This window comes from Trinickia symbiotica, assembly GCF_002934455.1.
GTDB lineage: Bacteria > Pseudomonadota > Gammaproteobacteria > Burkholderiales > Burkholderiaceae > Trinickia > Trinickia symbiotica.
Genome location: NZ_PTIR01000005.1, coordinates 226193 through 246100, shown reverse-complemented (window position 1 = coordinate 246100; position 19908 = coordinate 226193). Strand labels below are relative to the sequence as shown.

Genomic DNA, 19908 nt, shown 5'->3' with positions numbered 1-19908 from the left:
GCGCAGCGTCCACTTTGCCGAGGCTTGCGCCTCCCCGCATGCCTTGCGCCTCGCTTCATGCGGCGCCGCACCGCAAAGCATCAGACTCTAGGGTAATTCGCGCGACGGTCGGGTAAAGCGATTCGGCTTGTCTGCCTCTATCTTGACTATCAATAAGCGCCTCGGCGAATCGATGCGGCTGTCCGCAACGCGTCGCAGCGGATCCCGAGGCACGAACAGGGTAAAGACAGGAGACATGCGTGAGCGAAACCGATATCGGATTGACGGCCGAGCGTCGCGCCGAATCGATACGGACTGCTGACGAATCGGGTGCGAACGCCGAGGCGCGTCCGCATGTGGGCGGGCCGATGGAGCGAGTGGAAGACGCTCCCATCCTCACCGGCCGGGGCCGCTATGGCGATGACCTCGGCGTCAAGCCGGGCACGCTGTACGCCGCCGTGCTGCGATCGCCGCACGCCCATGCCGAGATCAAGCGCCTCGATGCGCGCGCCGCACTCGCCCGCCGTGGCGTACGGGCCGTGCTGACGAGCGACGACGTCAAAGCATGGTCTCAGCCTTTCGTCGTCGGTGTGAAAGCACCCATGGAACAATGGGCGCTCGCGATCGATCGCGTCCGCTACTGCGGCGAGCCGGTCGCGGTCGTAATCGCCGAGTCGCGCGCGTTGGCCGAAGACGGGCTCGACGCCATCGAAATCGAATACGCTCCGCTGCCGCCCGTTACGTCAATCGAGGCGGCGATCGCGGACGATGCCCCCGTGCTCCACGCGAAGGTCGGCTCGAACGTCGTTAGCGATCGGCATTTCCGCTACGGCGATGCTGAACGCGCGTTCGAGCAAGCCGCGCATCGCGTTTCCATCGAAGCGCATTATCCGCGCAACACCTGCACGCCGATCGAATGCGCCGTCGTGATCGCCGAACACCTGTCCGGCGACGAGGGATACGAGGTCACGTCGAATTTCATGGGGCCATTTTCGCTCCATGCGGTCATGTCGATGGCGCTCAAGGTCCCCGCCAATCGGTTGCGTCACAAGGCACCGCGCGATTCGGGCGGCAGCTTCGGCGTGAAGCAGGCGGTCTTTCCCTATGTCGTGCTCATGTGCCTCGCCTCGCGCAAGGCGGGCGCGCCCGTCAAGTGGGTCGAGGATCGTCTCGAGCATTTGAGCGCGGCGACGTCGGCGACGGCGCGCTGGACGAGGCTCACCGCGGCCGTCGAAGGTGACGGGCGCATCACCGCGCTCGAGTACGATCAAATCGAGGATTGCGGCGGCTATGTTCGGGCGCCGGAGCCGGCCACGTTCTATCGCATGCATGGGTGCCTCACCGGCGCTTACGCGATTCCGAATCTGTCGGTGCGCAATCGAGTCGCGCTGACGACCAAGACGCCGACGGGACTCGTGCGCGGATTCGGCGGCCCGCAAGTCTATTTCGCGCTCGAACGGCTGATCCAGCGCATCGCGGTGGAACTTCGTCTCGATGTGCTCGACGTCTATCGCCGCAATTTCATCGCGGCGGACGCGTTTCCCTATCGAGCCGTCGCGGGCGCGCTGATCGATTCGGGAAACTATCAGCAGGCCCTCGAGCGCGCGCTCGCCGATGGCGGATACGACGAGCTCGTCCGCCGCCGCGACGCCGCACGCAGCGAGGGGCGGTTATACGGCATCGGATTTTCGGCGATCGTCGAGCCGTCGGTCTCGAACATGGGCTACATCTCCACCGTTCTGCCCGTCGAAGCACGTCGCAAAGCGGGGCCCAAGAGCGGGGCGATCGCGAGCGCGACGGTGAACGTCGATCTGCTCGGCGGCGTGACGGTGACGATCGCCTCGACCCCTGCGGGGCAAGGCCACATGACCGTTTGCGCACAGGTCGTCGCCGACGTGCTGGGCCTCGATCCTTCCACGATCGTCGTCAACGTCGAGTTCGACACGATCAAGGATGCCTGGTCCGTCGCGTCGGGAAACTATTCGAGCCGCTTCGCGGGAGCGGTTGCCGGTACCGTGCATCTCGCCGCCGTGCGCGTAAAAGAGAAGCTCACGAGGATCGTCGCGGCGCAGTTCGGCTGCGCCGAAGGCGACATCCGCTTCCAAAACGGGCGCGTGTTTTCGGCGGCGAATCCAGCCAACGCGCTGCCGTTCGCGCGCATCGCGAGCAATGCGCCGCACTGGGCACCCGCGCTCTTGCCCGAAGGCGAGGAGCCGGGCCTGCGCGAGACGGTGTTCTGGACGCCTCCGAACCTGGAGGCGCCCGACGACGAAGATCGGGTCAACACGTCGGCCTGCTATGGATTCGCGTTCGATATGTGCGGTGTCGAAGTCGATCGAGCGACCGGCCGCGTGCGCATCGACCGCTATGTGACGACGCACGATGCGGGCAAGCTGCTCAATCCCGCGCTTGCCGACGGCCAGATTCGCGGGGCGTTCGCGCAAGGGCTGGGCGCATCGCTGATGGAAGAGTTTCGCTACGGCGCCGACGGCAGCTTTCAATCGGGGACGCTCGCCGATTACCTCATCCCAACGACCTGCGAGGTGCCCGACCCGATCATCGTTCACCTCGAGACGCCTTCGCCGTTTACGCCGCTCGGCGCGAAAGGGCTCGGCGAGGGCAACAACATGAGCACGCCGCCGTGCATCGCGAATGCCGTCGCCGACGCGCTGGGGGTAAAAGACATCCGCTTGCCGCTCACGCCCGCGAAGGTGATGGCGTTGATCGGCATCGACGATCCCGAGCCTTCGCGGCCCGAATATCGCGAGGCGGCCAAGCCGAAGAAGCCGGTGGGCGCGGGCAAAGCGTTGACGGCGCAGGGCACCGTCGAGCTGCGCGCGAGTCCCGAGGCTGTCTTTGCGGTATTGATGGACCCGTCGGCGCTCGCGAAGGTGATCCCCGGCTGCCATGCACTGGAAGAGACCGCACCCAATCGCTATCGGGCCGACGTGACGGTGGGCGTCGGAATGATCAAGGCTCGCTTCGAGGCGCGCATCGGCCTCTCCGATATCGAAGCCCCGCGCAGGTTGCGCCTGACGGGAGAAGGCATCTCGCCGCTCGGCACGGCGCGCGGAGAAGGGCTCGTCGAGCTGACGCCGACCGAGCTCGGCACGTCGCTCTTTTACGACTACGAGGCGCAAGTATCCGGAAAGGTGGCGGCCGTGGGCAGCCGGATGCTCGAGGGTGCCGCCGGCGTCGTCCTGCGGCAACTGTTCGAGTCGTTGGGACGGCAAGCCGAGGGTCCGCCTGTCGATGACGATCGGGCAAGAAGCCGCAGCTCGTGGCTCGAGAGATTTCTTGCGATGTTCAGGCGGCGATCGTGAAGCCGGCGCAGTTCAGCTACGTTCGTGCCGTCGATACGCGGCATGCGCTCGAGGCGCTCGCGCGGACAGGAGCCGACGCGCGCGTGTTAGCAGGCGGGCAGTCGCTGATGGCGATCCTCAACATGAGGCTCGCGGAGCCTCGCTGGCTCATCGATATCTCGCGTACCGCGGAGCTCGACGTCATCGAAGTCGATAGGAAGGCCGGGCTTCTCATCGTCAAATCGGCGGTGACGCAGGGAAGCGTCGAGTGGCGCCCAACGCTTGGGGAAGAAGTGCCCCTGCTCAAGGCGGTATTCCCGTACATCTCGCACTTCCAGATCAGGAATCGCGGCACGGTCTGCGGATCCGTCGCCCATGCGGACCCGAGCGCCGAGCTGCCGCTCGCGCTCGTCACGCTCGGCGGCGACGTCGTGCTGCGATCGGCGAAACGCACGCGCGCCGTGCCCGCAGCGGACTTTCTTCAAGGCATGTTGATGACGGCGCGCGAGCCCGACGAGCTCGTCGAAGCGGTTCGGTTTCCGTTGAAAAGGTCCGGCGAACGATTCGCGTTCACCGAGTTTTCGGCAAGGCACGGCGATTTTGCGCTCGTGGCCTGCGCGGCCATGGTGACCGACGACGCGATCCGCATCGGCGTAGGCGGTGTGGCGGACCGGCCTATCGTCGAATCCCTGCCGAAGCTTGACGGCGACGACTTGCGCGGCGCGTTGAACGATTTCGCCTGGAAGCTCGGCGCCCGAGACGATGCGCACGTGAGTGCATCGTACCGGCGACATCTCGTCAGGCAGCTCGCCTGGAAAGCCATCGAGGAGGCAAAGTGAGGAGTCCTAATGGACATGAGGGCGGTGATCCGTCGCGCGGCGATTCGCCGGGCGGCGCTCCGCTGCGCGGCGCGCATGCCCAAGGAGAGAAGCGTGCCGTTACCGTGGAGCTGAACGGCCGCACGCGGCAAGGCGAATGCGAGCCGCGCGAACTGCTGTCCGATTTCATTCGCCATGCGCTCGGCGCAACGGGAACGCATGTCGGCTGCGAGCACGGCGTCTGCGGCGCCTGCACGGTTCGGATCGACGGCGTGGCGGCGCGCTCGTGCCTGATGCTCGCCGTTCAGGCCGACGGGCGTCGAATCGATACGGTCGAAGGATTGGCCGCCAACGAGATGCTCGGCGATCTTCAAGAGGCCTTCCGGCGACATCACGCATTGCAGTGCGGGTTTTGCACGGCCGGCATTCTGATGTCGTGCGCCGATTACCTCGAACGCGTTCCCGACCCGACGGAGTCGCAAGTGAGGGAAATGTTGTCGGGGCATCTGTGCCGCTGCACGGGCTATACGCCGATCGTGGCGGCGGTGCTCCACGTCGCCGCCGCGCGGCGCCGCCAACGCGAGGCCGGCGAAGGAATGGAGGTGACGCATGCTTGATCTGGGCCGCACTTTTTTGCAAGCGGTGGAACGCAGCCCGAACGCATTGGCGATCGTGGATGGTCCCGTCGAAATGACCTATCAGCGGTGGTATCGGGAGATCGGCAAGGCGGTGTCGGGCTTGCGGCGATTGGGGCTCGAGCGCGGCGACCGACTCGTCGTCGTGCTGCAGAACCGCTGGGAGATGGCGACGCTCCATTGGGCCTGTCAGTTCGCCGGCATCGTCATCGTGCCCGTGAACTGGCGCAGCAAGGCCGAAGAACTCGATCACAACGTGACCGACGCGGGCGCCAAGGCTGTCGTCTACGAGCCCGTGTCCGCCGAGGCGGTCGCGGGAAGCCACGCGGCGCAATCGAAGACGCGCATTGGGCTCGATGGCGTCGAGGGTGCGTCGATCGGCTTCGAGGAGTGGCTCGGCTTGCCTGGTGGCGAGGCACAGGCGAATGCCACGCCCGCGGCCGGGCCCGACGATTACTCAGTGATGCTCTACACATCGGGCACGACGGGGCTCGGCAAGGGAGTACCGCGCAGGCAGCGGCACGAGCGCGCCGCCGCGCTCGCTCATGTGGCGCAGAACCTCTATCGGCACGGCGAGCGCACGCTCGGCGTGATGCCGCTCTATCACACGATGGGCGTGCGCTCGCTGCTCGCGATGGCGCTCGTCGACGGGTTGTTCGTCTGCGTGCGGCGCTGGAACGCGGCGCTCGCGCTCGAGTCGATCGCCAAGTACGAGCTTACCTGCCTCTATCTGGTACCCACGCTTTACCACGACCTGCTTGCGGCCGCCGAGTTTCGCGATACCGATGTCCGCTCGGTCACGAAGCTCGGCTTCGCCGGCGCGCCGATGAACGATGGGCTGCTTAAGCGCTGCTCGGAAGCATTCAAGCCGCAACTCTTCGTCAATCATTACGGTTCGTCCGAGGTGTACACCGTCAGCATCGAGCAGGACGCGGCCGGGAGGCCGGGCAGCGCGGGACGCGCGGGCCTCAATACGCGCCTGCGCGTCGTGAAGCTCGATTCGGTTTGCCCCGACGATGTCGCCGCTCGCGGCGAGGAAGGTCAGATCATCGCAGAGCTGGCCGGCGACGAAGCGTTCGAAGGCTATTGGAACCGACCCGACGCCAACGCGAAGTCGCTGCGCGACGGCTGGTATTTCACGGGCGACACGGGCTACCTCGACGAGCACGGCGACCTCTATGTGACGGGCCGGGTCGACGACATGATCATCAGCGGCGGCGAGAACATCTCGCCCGTCGACATCGAGTCGATTCTCTCGCTTCATCCCGCTGTCGACGAAGTAGCGGTGGTCGGCCTGAAGGATGAGCGCTGGGGGCAGAAGGTCGTCGCATTTATCAAGCGATCGCGTTACGTGGATGCCGCGGCGCTCGACGAATATTGCCGAGCGTCCGATCTCGTCAACTTCAAGCGGCCGCGCGAGTATGTATTCGTCGATGCGATTCCGAAATCGCCGGTCGGGAAGATTCTGCGCCGCAAGCTCTCGGCCGGAGAGTACGAGCTCGAAGCGGGTTCGAGTGCGAGAGCAAGTCTCGGCGGCTGACAAGTCGAAGTCGTCGAGAGCTGGCGGCGTCCTGAGCGGGCGCATTCATCGAACAATGAGCCGATACCGGCATGAGGATGGAGACTGGAATGGATGACGTATTGCGGGAAGCGACCGCGCTCAGGCAAGTGGGCAACAAACAGGTGCTCGCCGCCGTGATCGCCTCATGCCTCGGATGGGCGCTCGATCTCTTCGACCTGTTCGTGATCTTGTTCGTCGCGCCCATCGTGGGGCGCCTGTTCTTCCCGTCGACGAACGCGATGCTCTCGCTCGCGGCCGTCTACGCATCGTTCGCGGTTACGCTGCTCATGCGGCCGCTCGGCTCGGCGATCTTCGGCTCGGTCGCCGACCGCTACGGGCGCAAGCGCGCGATGATCGTCGCCGTGGTGGGCGTCGGGCTCGCCACGGCCTCGTTCGGTCTCTTGCCCACGGTGCCCCAGGTGGGCGTCGCCGCGCCGATCATGTTCCTGATCCTCCGGCTCGTGCAAGGAATCTTCGTGGGAGGCGTCGTCGCCTCGACGCATACGATCGGAACGGAGACCGTCGAGTTCAAGTACCGCGGTGCCGTATCGGGGCTCGTCGGCGGCGGCGGGGCGGGGATCGGCGCGTTGTTGGCCTCGATCGTCTACCTGGCCACGTCCGCCGCCTTCCCGGGCTCGGCGTTCGAAGTATGGGGCTGGCGCTGCATGTTCTTTGCGGGCATCGTGAGCTCGGCGCTCGGAGTGTTCGTCTTTAAGAGTCTCGAAGAGTCGCCCGTCTGGGCTGCGGTGGCCGAGCAAAAGCGCCGAGCGGCAGCCGCGAGGAAGGCGGCCGGCGAACGCGCTCGTTCGCCGCTCTCACTGCTGTTCTCGAAGAAGTATCGCTCGGTGCTCCTCGTGAACCTGCTGCTCACGATCGGTGGCGGCAGCGGCTACTATCTGACTTCCGGGTATTTGCCGACCTTTCTCAAAGTCGTCAATCACACACCGAACGGCGCCGCCGGGCTGATCCTGATGATCTCGAGCTTGGCCGTGCTGGTCGCGTCGGTTGCTGCCGGCCATTTGAGCACGCTGATCGGGCGCAAGCGTGCATTTATCTGGCTCGGTATCGCGAGACTCGTTTGCTTTCCATTGCTTTATGTCGCATTGGCGCGCGCCGACAGCATCGCATCCGTCGGGTTTTACGCGGCACTGCTGAGCGCGCTCGGCAGCGCAGGCTATGCGCCCGTCCTCATTTTTCTCAACGAGCGATTTCCGACGTCGATTCGCGCTTCGGGTACGGGCTTGTCATGGAACATCGGTTTTGCGATCGGCGGGATCATGCCGACGGTCGTTTCGATGCTCGCGCATACGCCTCGCGAACTGCCGAGCGTGCTTGCCGGCGCGCTGGTCTTGGTCAGCATCGTGTTTCTCGTTGGGGCCTTCGTTGTCCCTGAAACGCTCGGACGGCTTCCGGAGGATGCTTGAATTTCAATTTCCTTTCAAAGTGCTGTGAAAGTGATGAATTTGAAACAAGGGCGAAGGGGTTGCAAATTCCACGGTATGGGATGGATTGTTAAATTTCGCAAAAACTCAGTAAGACATATTGTGAGATTTAAATAAAACCCCTACATTGCCTTCCCAAAACGCGGGGGAAGTGCGATGAGACTAGTTCTTGAGCCGCGCCATCTTTTCGATGGCAGCGTGGCGGCGGTCGCGGCAAAAACAACACATGCGGCCGTGGAGCAGCGGCACCATCAGGATGGTGCCCATGCACACGCGGCGGGTTCGCATCATCACGACAACAACCACGAGGCGAAGCAACACGGCTCGGCCGACGCGTTGCACAGGAACGCCGAGGCACCCGCCGTTGCAGCGAACCCGCAGGCGACGGAAATTCTCTTCGTCGATCCGCGCGTCGCCAATTGGCAATCGCTGACTGCGAGCGTAGGCAAGAACGTTCAGGTCGTCGTGATCGATCCGAATCGCGACGGCATCAGCCAGGTGACGGCGGCGTTGCAAGGCCGCTCCAATCTGTCGGCGATCCAATTTCTGACCTACGGCTCCGCAGGCCAGATCGAACTCGGTAACTCGCCGATTACGGCCGACACACTGGCGGCCGCCAAGCAGCAAGTCGCGTCGTGGAGCGATCATCTGTCCGCCAACGCCGATATCGAGTTTTGGGGCTGCGACGTCGGACAGGGCGCGAGCGGGCAGCAGTTCGTCGACACCGTCCATGCGCTGACGGGCGCGCAGGTCGGCGCGTCGACCGATGCGACGGGCGCGGCTTCTCTCGGCGGCGACTGGACGCTCGAGCGCACCACGGGTGTGCTCGCGGTCGACTCGCCGTTCAGCGCGGCGGCGATGGCCGCTTATCAAGGCGTGCTCGACACCCCCGTGCCGAGCGTTTCTTTCGTCTCGGGCACGGTGCCGGGCGACGTACTCGTCGGCGGCACATTCACCGAGACCGTGCAGTTTCAGAACACGGCTTCCAACGCTGCCGGCTACGGCCCGTTCATCGATCTCTTCGTGCCGAGCGACTCGGCGGAAAACGTCTCGCTGACGAGCGCCACCTATCTCGGCGCGGCCGTCACCGTCGACAAGGTGACGCTCTCGTCGAACATCGCGGGCCACGTCGGCACGCTCGGCGCGCTGCATCCGCTCGCGCTCGACAGCAGCGGCAATCCGCTTTTCATCGCCGCGCCGAGCGGGTATCAGGCGGGCGATACGATGTACGTCCTGCAATTGCCGTTCGGCAGCTACACGCCGGGCGAGCCCGCTGCCCAGATCCAGCTCACGTTCTCGGTGGCGAACACGACCGAGCTGTCGAGCATGCACGGTGGGCAGGCGCTGAACATTTCGGCGATCGGCGGCTTCCAGTACGGCGCCGACCCGCTCAACAATCCGACTACCGATCCCTCGATTCGCGGCACGGCCGGCACAGCGAGCGTGACGAGCGCGGGTGACGGCCTGGAGACGGCATCGACGCAAGTCTCGCTGATCGACGTATCGGCCACGACGGATCTGCACGAGGGCGAAACGGCGACGGGGCCAGATTTTCCGTTCGACTACGTGATCACGCTGCAACCGGCACCGGTTACGCAGTCCGATCCGATGCACAACGTGACGTTCACGTTCAACCTGCCCGATCAGGTGCAGTACACGAACGGCACGATTACGTTCACCGAGCCCAACGGCGTGACCGGTACGGCGACGTTTCACCCGAAGGCGGGGAGCGTGAACGGCGCGGGCGGCACGGTCACGGTGACGTTCTCGTCGCTTTCGACCGATGCTTCGAATACGCCGACGGTCATCAAGATTCCCGTCTTCGTGCCGCAATTCGATGCGTCGGGGGCGTCGATACTCGGCGCAGCGGGGCAGCCGCGCACGATCGATTCGACGGTGATTTACAGCTACACGGGATCGTGGACGGCGCCCACCGGCTCGCTCGATCACTCGGCCGGCGCGCAGACGATTTCGGGCGACAGCTCGACGAACACCGAATCGAGCTCTTTTGTCGCCAAGTCGCTCGCGATCCAAGTGACGGACGATGCGCCGAACGGCAACATCGTGCCGGGCGAGATCGTCAACTACTCGATCGACTTCCAGGTATCGGACTATTACGCGCTGAACCAGCTCAATATCGCCGATCTGATCGGCGACGGCGTCACGCTGCTCGCGCCGGCGGACGCAGGCTACGCGACTCCGCAGCTTTCGCTGACGACGGGCGGCTCGACGCGGACCATCTCGTTCGGCGATGTGACTAACAACGTCGCAACGACGATCAACAGCCAGACGGTCGCCGCAAGCGGCTCGAACGCGAACTGGAACTATACGCGTGACGATGCGGGCTCTACATCGAATCCCGGTGCGACGACGGTGACGTTCGACGTGGGCGAGCTCATCGAGGCCAATCTCGGCGGCGCGGCGTTCGCGGGTGTGCTGCAAGGCGGGTCGGTCAACAGCAGCGGCGGGCCGACGCAAGGTGTCATCACGTTCAAGGCCAAGGTGCTCGACAAGTACACGAACGTGAACAGCCAGGACAGCCTGCGCGAGAAGGATCAGATCACCGATACGGTGACGACCACGGGCACGAGCGCCTCGGTCGTGACCGTGAACGACAGCACGCAGACGATCACGGGAACGAACGGAACGGTCACCGACGGCTCCTCGGTGACGAACACGGTCGCGCCGGGCCAGCTCGTGCTGCAGGTCGTGGCGGTGAACGGGCAGACCACGGATCTCACCGACATCAAGCCAGGCGATACGGTCACCTACGGCATGACGTACACGCTGACGACGGGTGACTACGGCAATCTCGATCTCACCGCCTACTTGCCCTTGCCCGTGTTCTCGACGACGGACCCGCTTTCGAACGGCGGCACTGTCTCGAGCTATTCGATGGACAGCGCCGACGCGTTCCCGACCGCGGGCACGTACAAGCTCATCAATCCGCTCTCGGGTGAAGCGACGCCGACGGTCTCGGCGGACGGCACGGCCAACAGCCTTTCATTCAACTTCGGCAATCGCGACGACCCGAACAACACCGCCGGTCAGCAGGTAGTCGTCTACTTCAGCGTCGTGGCGTCGAACAAGCCGTTCGCGAACGGCCTGCAATTGACGACGCAGGGCGGAAGCTCCTACACGAACGCAGAGGGCCAGACAGTCGCGGCGGCCGCGATCAAGCAAGTGCCGCTGCAAGAGCCCGAGCTGGTCACGAAGACGGGCGTCGTCTCGATCGTCGGTGACGGCGGCGGCTCGAAGGGCACTTACTCCGCCGATACGTCGAATTCGACGACCGTCACGTGGCCGTCGCAAACGACCACGACGCCGAGCGGCGCGGGCGCCCCGTTCGCCGCAGCGGGAACGCCGGCCGGCACCGATCCGTTCACGGGCAGCGGCAACCCGTTGGCCGCCGACAATCTGAACGCGACCGGCGGCGACGGCGGCGACCTGACGAGAATCGTCTCGACCGTGCAGAACCAGGGCGGAGCGGCGGCCTATGACGTGACGATCGAAGGAACGTTGCCGACGGGCTTTACGACGAGCGACGTTCAGAACTTTGCTATCTACAATTCGTCGGGCCAGCAGATTGAAACGGGCGTGACGGCGGCGCAATACTTCGCCGCCGGGGGCGTGAAGCTCGGCTCGTCGGTCGCCGCGAGCAACAGCATCTATGTCGTCTATGATCTGAAGCTGCCGACTTCGCAAGAAACGGGCGATACGCTGACGTTCGCCTCGAACGTCGTCAACTGGGCGAGCGTGGCGGGCGGTGTCGCGACGGGCAACGGCTTTGTATCGGGCTCCGGGACGTCGGCGCAGGTCGTCGGCGAAAACGCGGCCGCGCTCAGTGACAATGCCACCGTCAAGCTTTCCGCGCCGACCGTCACGAAGGTTGTCACGGGAGCGAGCGACTCGACCGATATTGCGCTGACCGCGAGCAACAACGTCGCGCTCGGCGAGACCGTCACCTATACGATCACCGTCACGCTGCCGCAGGGCACGACTGCGAACGGTTCAAATGATGTGACGGTGACCGACTCGCTGCCGGCCGGTATGACTTTCAACGGCATCGAGCAGCAGACTTTCGGCACCGGCGTCAGCTCGGTGGGAGGCACCGGCGTTACGTCGGTCGTCTCGGGGAATACCATCACGTTCACCCTCGGCAGCGGCGCACTGACGAACAGCAACGTCGATGCCAACGGCACCATCACGATCGTCTATACGGCCACGCTAACGTCCACGGACACGCCGGCCGACGGAACGGCTCGCACGAACAGCGCGGTCATCAACTACGATTCGGTGACGTCTCCCGCTTCGACGGCAACGATTCACGAAGTGGATCCGAACGTCACCGAGGCGATCACGGTCAAGGACACGAACACCGGTACGACGATCGCCAACAACGGCACCGTCTACAGCAACGAAGAATTGACTTATACCGTTACGCTGAAGAACAACGGTGATGCGCCGGCGCAGGACATCGCGGACCTCATCGACCTCCCGTCGGGGCTCAACTACGTGTCCGGCTCGCTGACCTACGGGAGCGGCGGCACCGGTCCATCGACTTCGGATACGTCGGGCCTTTCGGTCGGCCTCACCACGCTTGGCGCGGGCCAGACGGCCACTTTCACATTCCGGGCGACCGTCGCACCGAACCAGACAGCGGGCTCGACGATCACGGTCGACACACCGAACGACGGTACGTCGGGCACCTACTACTCGCAGCCCGGCACGGCGCAAGGGCATAAGTACACCGACAGCGCGAGCACGGCCGTGAAGATTGGCCAGATCGTGCCCGTGCTGTCGATCACCGGTGAGTCCAACAACACCGATACGGTCCACACGCCGAATCAGACCAATACGCAAACCTCGATCGTGGCGACGGTCGGCGAAATCGTCACGCTGCACGCGTACGTCCAGGTTCCCGAAGGCGCGAACCCGACGACGCTGAACTTCACGCTGCCGCCAGGACTCGAGTACTTGAACGATGGCAGCGCCCGCATCGCGTTCGTGAGTCCGAACGGCGACCTCGTATCGAGCGACACGACCGATCTGTCGAGCGTCGCGCAGTTGCAGGATGGCAATTCGAGTGGTGCCAACTACGTCAATCCTGCTACGGGGACGACGACGGCCGGCGACGTCGCCACTTACAAGCCCACTAGTCCATTGTCGTCGAACGTGGTGACGACAGCAGGCGGCAACGTCAGCATCAACCTCAGCACGTTGTCGAACAACGACGGCTCCGCGTTGGGCAACTACGTCATCGTCGAGTTCAATGCGGTGGTGGCGAATATCGCGTCGAACGTGCAAGGCGCGGCCGCGATGGCTGCCTCGCTGACGGTGGGCGGCGTGACGTCGAACAACGTCAATGTTGCGGTCGACGAGCCCAACGTGACGGTCACGAAGACGGCGACCGCCGTGGACAATGCGACCGGCACGGTCACCTATCAGGTGACGGTCAAGAACACAGGCGGATCGACTGCGTACGACGTCGTGGTCGACGATCCAGCCGCGCTGAACGAAAGCAATGTGACGTTCGTGAGTTCGACGGGCACGGGCGTTGGCGGCGCGGCTCAAGGCGGCACGACGGCGAGCGATCTGAACTACGCAATCGGACAATTGGCCGCGGGCGGCAGCGAAGTCATCACTTATACGGTGCAAGTGGCACCGGGGCAGACGGTGCAGAACGATACGGCTTCCGTTGTCTGGCAAAGCCTCGCCGGGCAGCAGACGTTCAACGGATCGACGGGCGGTGCCGTCGGCTCAACCACGGGTGCCCGCGATTTTGATTCCAGCGTCGGTGCGCCCGATTCGTATCGCGTCGCCGCGACGACTCAGATCGCCACGGCCTCGGGCCGCCTCTGGCAGGACGTCGGCAACGATCCGACCACGTACGCCACGTCGGGCGGCTCGGCCGATACGCCGCTTGCCGGCGTGACAGTCACGGCGAAGATCACCGAAGGGGACGGCACTGTCATCACCGAAACGACGACGACGGCAGCCGACGGCACCTATACCTTCGGCGCCCTGCCGCAGGGCACGGTCGTCATCTCGCTGCCGGGCGCCGGCGGCGGCGGCCTGCCCGCCGACGAGACGCTCGCCTACAACGACGGCAACGCCGTCACGGGCAGTCCCGCCTCGACCTCGTTCACAGCGAACGGGGATGCGCACGCGAACGTCGATTTCTCTTACCAGGCGCCCGATACGCCGCCTGCCATCACCCAGTGGGGGGGCAATGCCGATTCCTACGTCGAAGGGAGCGCGCCCGTGCGTCTGTCAGGGCCGGGCTCGCACATCAGCGATACGCAGCTCGACGCGCTCGGCGACTACAGCAACACCACGCTCACGCTGCAGCGCTATAGCGGAAGCACGCCCGCGCCGAGCGCGAGCGACGTGTTCACGGCGATGGGACCGCTTGTGTTCGGCGCGGGCGGCGTGGTCAGCTACAACGGCACGAATGTCGGCACGTACACTGAATCGGGTGGCCAACTGTCCGTCACGTTCGGTGCCGGCGCAACCGCAACGACCGTCGAAGAGGTGCTCGACAACATCGCCTACTCGAGCACCGATACCAGCACCGTCAGCACGGGCATCCGCATCGGTGCGACGCTCGACGATCACAACGTCGCCGGCGCTCAGGGTACGGGCGGCAACATGGTCAGTGCGCCGGTCTTCGTCACCCTCAATGAAATACCGGGTCTGGGCGCGTCGGCGGTGACGTTCACCGAGCCGAACGATTCTTCGGCGGCAGCGGTGGCCATCGCCGTCGATCCGACCGTCGCCGTGACGAGCGCCGATACGTTCTCGGGCGCGACGGTGCAGATCAGCGGAAACTATCGGCCGGGCGAAGACGTGCTCGTCGTGACGGGCTCGCTGCCATCCGGCGTGAGCGCGAGCTTCGACTCCGCCACCGGCACGATGACGCTGACGGGCACCAACCTCGATGCGGCGACGGTGCAGGCCGCGTTGCGCGCGGTCAGCTACTACGACAGCAGCGATACGCCGGGCACGACCCCGCGCGACGTGACGATCTCGGTCATGGACAACGTCACGCATGCGACGACGACGGCCGCCGTTTCGACGATCGACGTGGTGGCGGCGAACGATTCGCCGATCCTGAACGGCAATCCGGTGACGGCGACTTCGATCGAGGACAACGGCGTGCCGACGGGCGCGGTCGGCATGCTCGTCTCACAGCTGACCGGCAACGGCAACGTGACGGATACCGACGGCGCGAACGCGCACGACGGCCAGACGACGGGGCCGACCGGCGTTGCGATCACCGCGGCGGATACGAGCGAAGGCACCTGGTGGTACTCCACCGACAACGGCGCACATTGGACCGAGTTCGCGGGGCAGGGCCTCACCGCGATCTCGTCGAGCAATGCACTGCATCTCGTGGCCGATGCGAATACGCGGATCTACTTCGAGCCGGCCAAGCAGGACTGGAACGGTACGGTGAACAATGCGCTGACCTTCCGCGCGTGGGATCAGTTCGACGGCGTCGCGAACGGCACGGTCTCGGCGCTGCCGACGACCGGCACGTTCGGGCAGGGCACGAACACGCCGGCATCCGCTTATTCGGCTGCGCAGGAGTCGATTCCGCTTCAGGTCGTGGCCGTCAACGATGCACCGATTGGATCGGGCAGCGCGGACCTGCCGACGATCGCGGAAGACACCACGGCGCCGCAGCCGCAAACGGTCGCATCGCTCTTCGGTTCGCATTTCGACGACAGTGCCGATCAGCAGCAAAGCACGAACAATCCGAGCGGCTCGGTGGCCGATACGTTCGCGGGCATCGCCATTACCGGCAACGCGGCCGATCCGAGCCAGGGGAACTGGCAATATTCCACGGACAACGGCGCGACGTGGCATACGATCGCCGGCGCGGGTCTCTCCGATTCGAACGCACTCGTGCTGTCGTCCTCGGCCGAGCTGCGTTTCGTGCCGACGCCCGACTTCAACGGCATACCGGGTCAGCTCACGACGCGGCTCATCGAAACCTCCGCTACGGCCGTTGCGGGAACGGTGACCGGCACGCAACTCGCTACGGGCGACCTGGCCATCACGGGTGTCGACGTGTCGGGGGCGCACCATGGGGGCTCGACACCGGTGAGCGCGGAGACGGTCACGCTCGGTATCGACGTCACGCCCGTCAACGATGCACCCATCGCGAGCGGCTCCGCCACGATCGGCACCGTCAATCAAAGCGACCGGAATCCGGCCGGTGACAGCGTCTCGACGCTTTTCGGCAGCCATTTCGACGACAGCGCCGATCAGCAGCAAAGCGCGACGAATCCGACGGGCTCGACCGCGAATACGTTCGCGGGCATTGCGATCGTCGGCGATGCGGCGAGCGCGTCGCAAGGCACGTGGCAATATTCGAGCGACGGCGGCAAGACGTGGATCAACGTACCCGCGAACGGCTTGGGCGACGGCAACGCCCTCGTGATCGCCGCCTCCGACAGCCTGCGATTCCTGCCGTCCGGCACCTTCAACGGCACGCCGGGTGCGCTGACGGTGCGGCTCATCGACAGCTCAGGCTCGACGCCCGTCACCGACGCGGCGGGAGTCGATCTCGGCGCGGTCGGCGGATCGACGCCGTACAGCGCGGCAACGATTCAGCTGACGGCGCAGGTGACGGCGACGAACCGCCCTGTCTTCTCGAACTCGAATCCGTTGATTCCCGACTTCAACGCGCCCAACGACTACAACAAGCTCGGCGGGCAAGTCGATCCCAACGCGCCGTTCGCTTCGTCGCGACAAGATCATTTCCCGGACGACGGGGCCATTCCACCTGCCGAAGGGCGCGGCTATCGGCCCGATCTGTACAGCCAGCCGATCATCCCGCAGGTGTGGCTAACGGGGTCGGTCGGAAGCCGCTTCATCATCGAGCAGCAGCAGTCGATCATCGCGGTGCCGTCCGACCTTTTCAACGATACCTATCCGAACGCGGAGCTTCAGTACGAAGCACGCGCGCCCGGCGGCGGCCCGCTGCCGCCGTGGCTCGAGTTCGACGCGCGCAGCCTGACGTTCACGGGCACCCCTCCGGTCGGCTCGCGCGGCACGGTGGAGGTCGAAATCGTCGCGCGCGATCAGTTCGGCAATCAGGCGACGGCCACGTTCCAGATCACGGTGGGCCGCGAGTCGCACGATCTCGAGCATAGGCTCGCGCAACTCAACGTCGCGCCGCCTGTATCGGAATCGCATAGGACGCAGGCCGGCCACGAAAGCGATCATAAAACCGATGACCACCAAACCGATGACAGATCCGGTCATCGGACCGATCAGTCGTCGCGCGGTGCGGGACGCAGCGCCTTTTCGGCGCAGCTTCGCAACGCGGGTCCGGTCGGAAAGATTCTGCAGGCGCGGCAAATGGTGCATTCCGTTGTCGGAGCGGCGGCGCACGGGGCGAAGGTCAGCAACTAGCAGACGAGCATTCAACCAAATACATCAAGAAAGCGAAGACCGACATGAAGAACGACATCGTCAGCCGCCACGACGCGGCTGGACAGGGGCGGATGCGGGCCGAGCCGCATGCGGAAAACGGGGCAAGCCGCGGCAGTTCGCGGGCGCGCGCGGCCTCTTTGGCGCGGGTCACCGGCCTGACGCTGCTGTCGGCCGCGGTGTTGTCCGCGTGCGCCATCAAGCCCGAGCCGATTTCTCAGGCCGAGCACTTCAAGCGCGCGCAAGACGACTACAAGACGCTGTACGCGACCTATGTGCCGCTCACGCGGCCGCTGACGCTGCCCGACGCGATCGCCCGCGCGCTCAAGTACAACTACAACGCGCAGCTCGCGAAGACCGAAGCGACGCTGCAGGACAAGCAGCTCGACCTCGCGATCGCGCAGATGTTGCCGCGCGTCGCGGCCAATGCGGGCTACACCTGGCGCAGCAACGACAACGCGGCCGAAAGCGTGTCCGAGCTCACGAAGCAGCGGTCGCTCGAGTACTCATTCTCGGAGCCGCCTTCGCATGCGACGGCCTCGCTCGAGCTCTCGTGGAACCTGCTCGATCTCGGCGTCAGCTACTTCCAGGCGAAGCAGCAAGGCTATCGCACCTACGCTGCCGTCGAGCGTCGCCGCAAGGTGATCGACGACCTCGTGAAGGGCACGCAGGAGGCGTATTGGAAAGCCGTCGCGGCCGACCGGCTGCTGCCGCGCCTGCGGCCGTTGCTCGCCGAAGCCGACAAGCAGCTGCAAAACGCGCGCGAAGCGAGCCGCGAGAAACTCGTGCCGCAACTGCAGGGACTCGACTATCAGCAGAACATGCTGTCGGTGGTGGGCCAACTGCGTCGCATGGAAACCGATCTGAACACGGCGCGTGTCCAACTGGCGTCGCTCATCAACGTGCCGACCGACGTACCGATCCAGTTCGCCCCGATGGAGCTCGATGTCGAGACGTCGGCCACGCAGATCGATCCACGCAAGCTCGAGGCACTCGGGCTCGCCATGCGGCCCGAGCTGCGTGAAGAGGCGTATCAGGAAAAGATCGACCAGCAAGACGTCTACAAGGAAATCGTCAAGATGATGCCGGGCGTCGGCGTGCTCGGCAGCCTCAACTACGACAGCAACCAATATCTCTTCAATCCGCGCTGGGCACAGCTCGGCGTGAATGCGACGTTCAACCTCGTCAACCTGATCGAGGGGCCCAAGGCGATTTCGGCGGCAAAGGCATCGGTTGAAGTATCGCGTGAGCGCCGGCTCGCGTTGAGCGTCGCCGTCCTGACGCAAGTCAATCTGAGCTATCAGGAGTATCTCGCCGCCATGCAGGATCTCGACATCGCCAAGCAGATCAACGATGTCGAGCAGCAAATCCGCGTCGCCTCGGCGAACGAGTCGCGCGCGCAGGAAGAGTCCGATGCCGACCGCATCCGACGCGATCTGGCCTCGATGGTGGCCGAGTTCACCTACGATCGCGAAATCGCGCAAGTGCATACGGCTCTGACCAATCTCTATACGTCCGTCGGCGTCGACCTCGTGCCTCCGAACGCCGATACAGACGATCTCGCGACGCTCAGCGAGCGCGTGAAGTCGGCTATCTCGGGCTGGGAAGCCGGGCGGCTGCCCGACGTCGCCATGCTGCGGCCCGTTGCGCCGGCCGCCGCGGCTGGCGCAACGGGCACGCCCGCGGCGTCCGCGGCCGCAGCGTCGGCGACAACGGCGACAACGGCGACAACGGCGACAACGGCGACAACGGCGACAACGGCGACAACGGCGACGCAGACGCCTGCCGCGCCTCCAACGGCGCAAGCCGAAAACACGCTGGCGGCGAAATAAGCGCAACACGGGTAGGAGTACTAATGAAATCGCAATACAAGCGCGCCTCGAGGGTGGGGAAGCTCATGGCGCTGGTCGCCGTTATGACCGGAGCAGGCGCGACGGCCGTTTTCGCGGCGCAGGCGTCCGAACCGGCGCCCGCGACGCACGTCGTCCCTGTAGCGGCTCAGCCGCACGCACCGGCCACGACGACGCCATCATCGACGCCCGATATCCGCGTGCAACTCGTCGCTGACACGATCGCGACGATCGGGGCGCCGATGTCGGGTCGTCTCAGTCAGTTTCCGTTGCATGACGGCGACCGGTTCAAGCAAGGGCAGGTGCTCGCCCGCTTCCTTTGCTCGGAAAAGGAGGCCGCGCTCGCTCATGCGCGCGCCGTGCTCGAAAGCCGCAAGTCGGTCAACGAAAGCAAGCAGCGGCTGCGTGCGCTCGGCACGTCGAGCGAAGTTGAATACAAGGTGGCTCAGGCCGACCAGGAACAGGCGGCGGCCGATGTGCAGGCCGCGCAGACGCTCGTGGACAGCTGCGTCGTCGCCGCGCCTTTCGCGGGCCGCATATCGGCCGTCTACACGCACAACTACCAGTACTTGCAAACGGGCGCGCCGATGCTCGAAGTGCTCAGCGACAAGAGCCTCGATCTCGAGATGATCGTCCCGTCCCAGTGGCTCGCCTGGCTCAAGCCGGGCAGCACGTTCAACGTCGCGATCGACGAGACGGGCAAGACCTATCCGGCCACGCTCACGCGTCTCTCGGGCAAGGTCGACGCCGTGAGCCGCTCGATCAAGGTCTACGGGCACATCGACAATCCGCCCGATACGCTCTTGCCCGGCATGAGCGGTCACGCCGTCTTCACGCCGCCGCCCGGCGTGGCGCTGACCTCACGCCAATGAAGTCG

At 65.0% G+C, this 19908-nt stretch carries 8 protein-coding genes; all 8 read left to right on the top strand.

Annotated elements, in window-relative coordinates:
* The first annotated feature begins 287 nt into the window (after positions 1 to 287).
* Complete coding sequence (locus B0G57_RS10365) at positions 288 to 3302, top strand: xanthine dehydrogenase family protein molybdopterin-binding subunit (RefSeq protein ID WP_035469200.1); 3015 nt, start codon at positions 288 to 290, stop codon at positions 3300 to 3302.
* The gene (locus B0G57_RS10360) at positions 3299 to 4120 is read left to right on the top strand and encodes an FAD binding domain-containing protein (RefSeq protein ID WP_018442549.1); all 822 of its coding nucleotides are present in this window, start codon (positions 3299 to 3301) and stop codon (positions 4118 to 4120) included. Before B0G57_RS10365 ends, B0G57_RS10360 begins: the two co-directional genes overlap by 4 nt.
* A gap of 62 nt (positions 4121 to 4182) precedes the next feature.
* The gene (locus B0G57_RS10355; RefSeq protein WP_026230016.1) at positions 4183 to 4716 is read left to right on the top strand and encodes a (2Fe-2S)-binding protein; all 534 of its coding nucleotides are present in this window, start codon (positions 4183 to 4185) and stop codon (positions 4714 to 4716) included.
* On the top strand, positions 4709 to 6274 hold the full coding sequence (locus tag B0G57_RS10350) for an AMP-binding protein (RefSeq protein WP_018442547.1): 1566 nt from the start codon (positions 4709 to 4711) through the stop codon (positions 6272 to 6274). Before B0G57_RS10355 ends, B0G57_RS10350 begins: the two co-directional genes overlap by 8 nt.
* A gap of 89 nt (positions 6275 to 6363) precedes the next feature.
* Positions 6364 to 7719, top strand: coding sequence for an MFS transporter (locus B0G57_RS10345; protein WP_020566420.1), 1356 nt, complete (start codon positions 6364 to 6366; stop codon positions 7717 to 7719).
* A 174-nt stretch (positions 7720 to 7893) separates the two neighbouring features.
* Positions 7894 to 17163: a DUF4347 domain-containing protein gene (locus tag B0G57_RS10340; protein ID WP_035469124.1), complete on the top strand. Its 9270-nt coding sequence runs from the start codon at positions 7894 to 7896 to the stop codon at positions 17161 to 17163.
* A gap of 44 nt (positions 17164 to 17207) precedes the next feature.
* The gene (locus B0G57_RS10335; protein ID WP_102607171.1) at positions 17208 to 19013 is read left to right on the top strand and encodes a TolC family protein; all 1806 of its coding nucleotides are present in this window, start codon (positions 17208 to 17210) and stop codon (positions 19011 to 19013) included.
* Positions 19014 to 19036: 23 nt separating this feature from the next.
* Entirely contained in the window at positions 19037 to 19903 is an 867-nt protein-coding gene (locus tag B0G57_RS10330) for an efflux RND transporter periplasmic adaptor subunit (protein ID WP_020566419.1), read from the top strand.
* Positions 19904 to 19908 lie beyond the last annotated feature (5 nt).

Coding starts and splice junctions, on each gene's coding strand:
- B0G57_RS10350 (WP_018442547.1), top strand. CDS start 4,709: ATGCTTGATCTGGGCCGCACTTTTTTGCAAGCGGTGGAACGCAGCCCG.
- B0G57_RS10345 (WP_020566420.1), top strand. CDS start 6,364: ATGGATGACGTATTGCGGGAAGCGACCGCGCTCAGGCAAGTGGGCAAC.
- B0G57_RS10340 (WP_035469124.1), top strand. CDS start 7,894: ATGAGACTAGTTCTTGAGCCGCGCCATCTTTTCGATGGCAGCGTGGCG.
- B0G57_RS10335 (WP_102607171.1), top strand. CDS start 17,208: ATGAAGAACGACATCGTCAGCCGCCACGACGCGGCTGGACAGGGGCGG.
- B0G57_RS10330 (WP_020566419.1), top strand. CDS start 19,037: ATGAAATCGCAATACAAGCGCGCCTCGAGGGTGGGGAAGCTCATGGCG.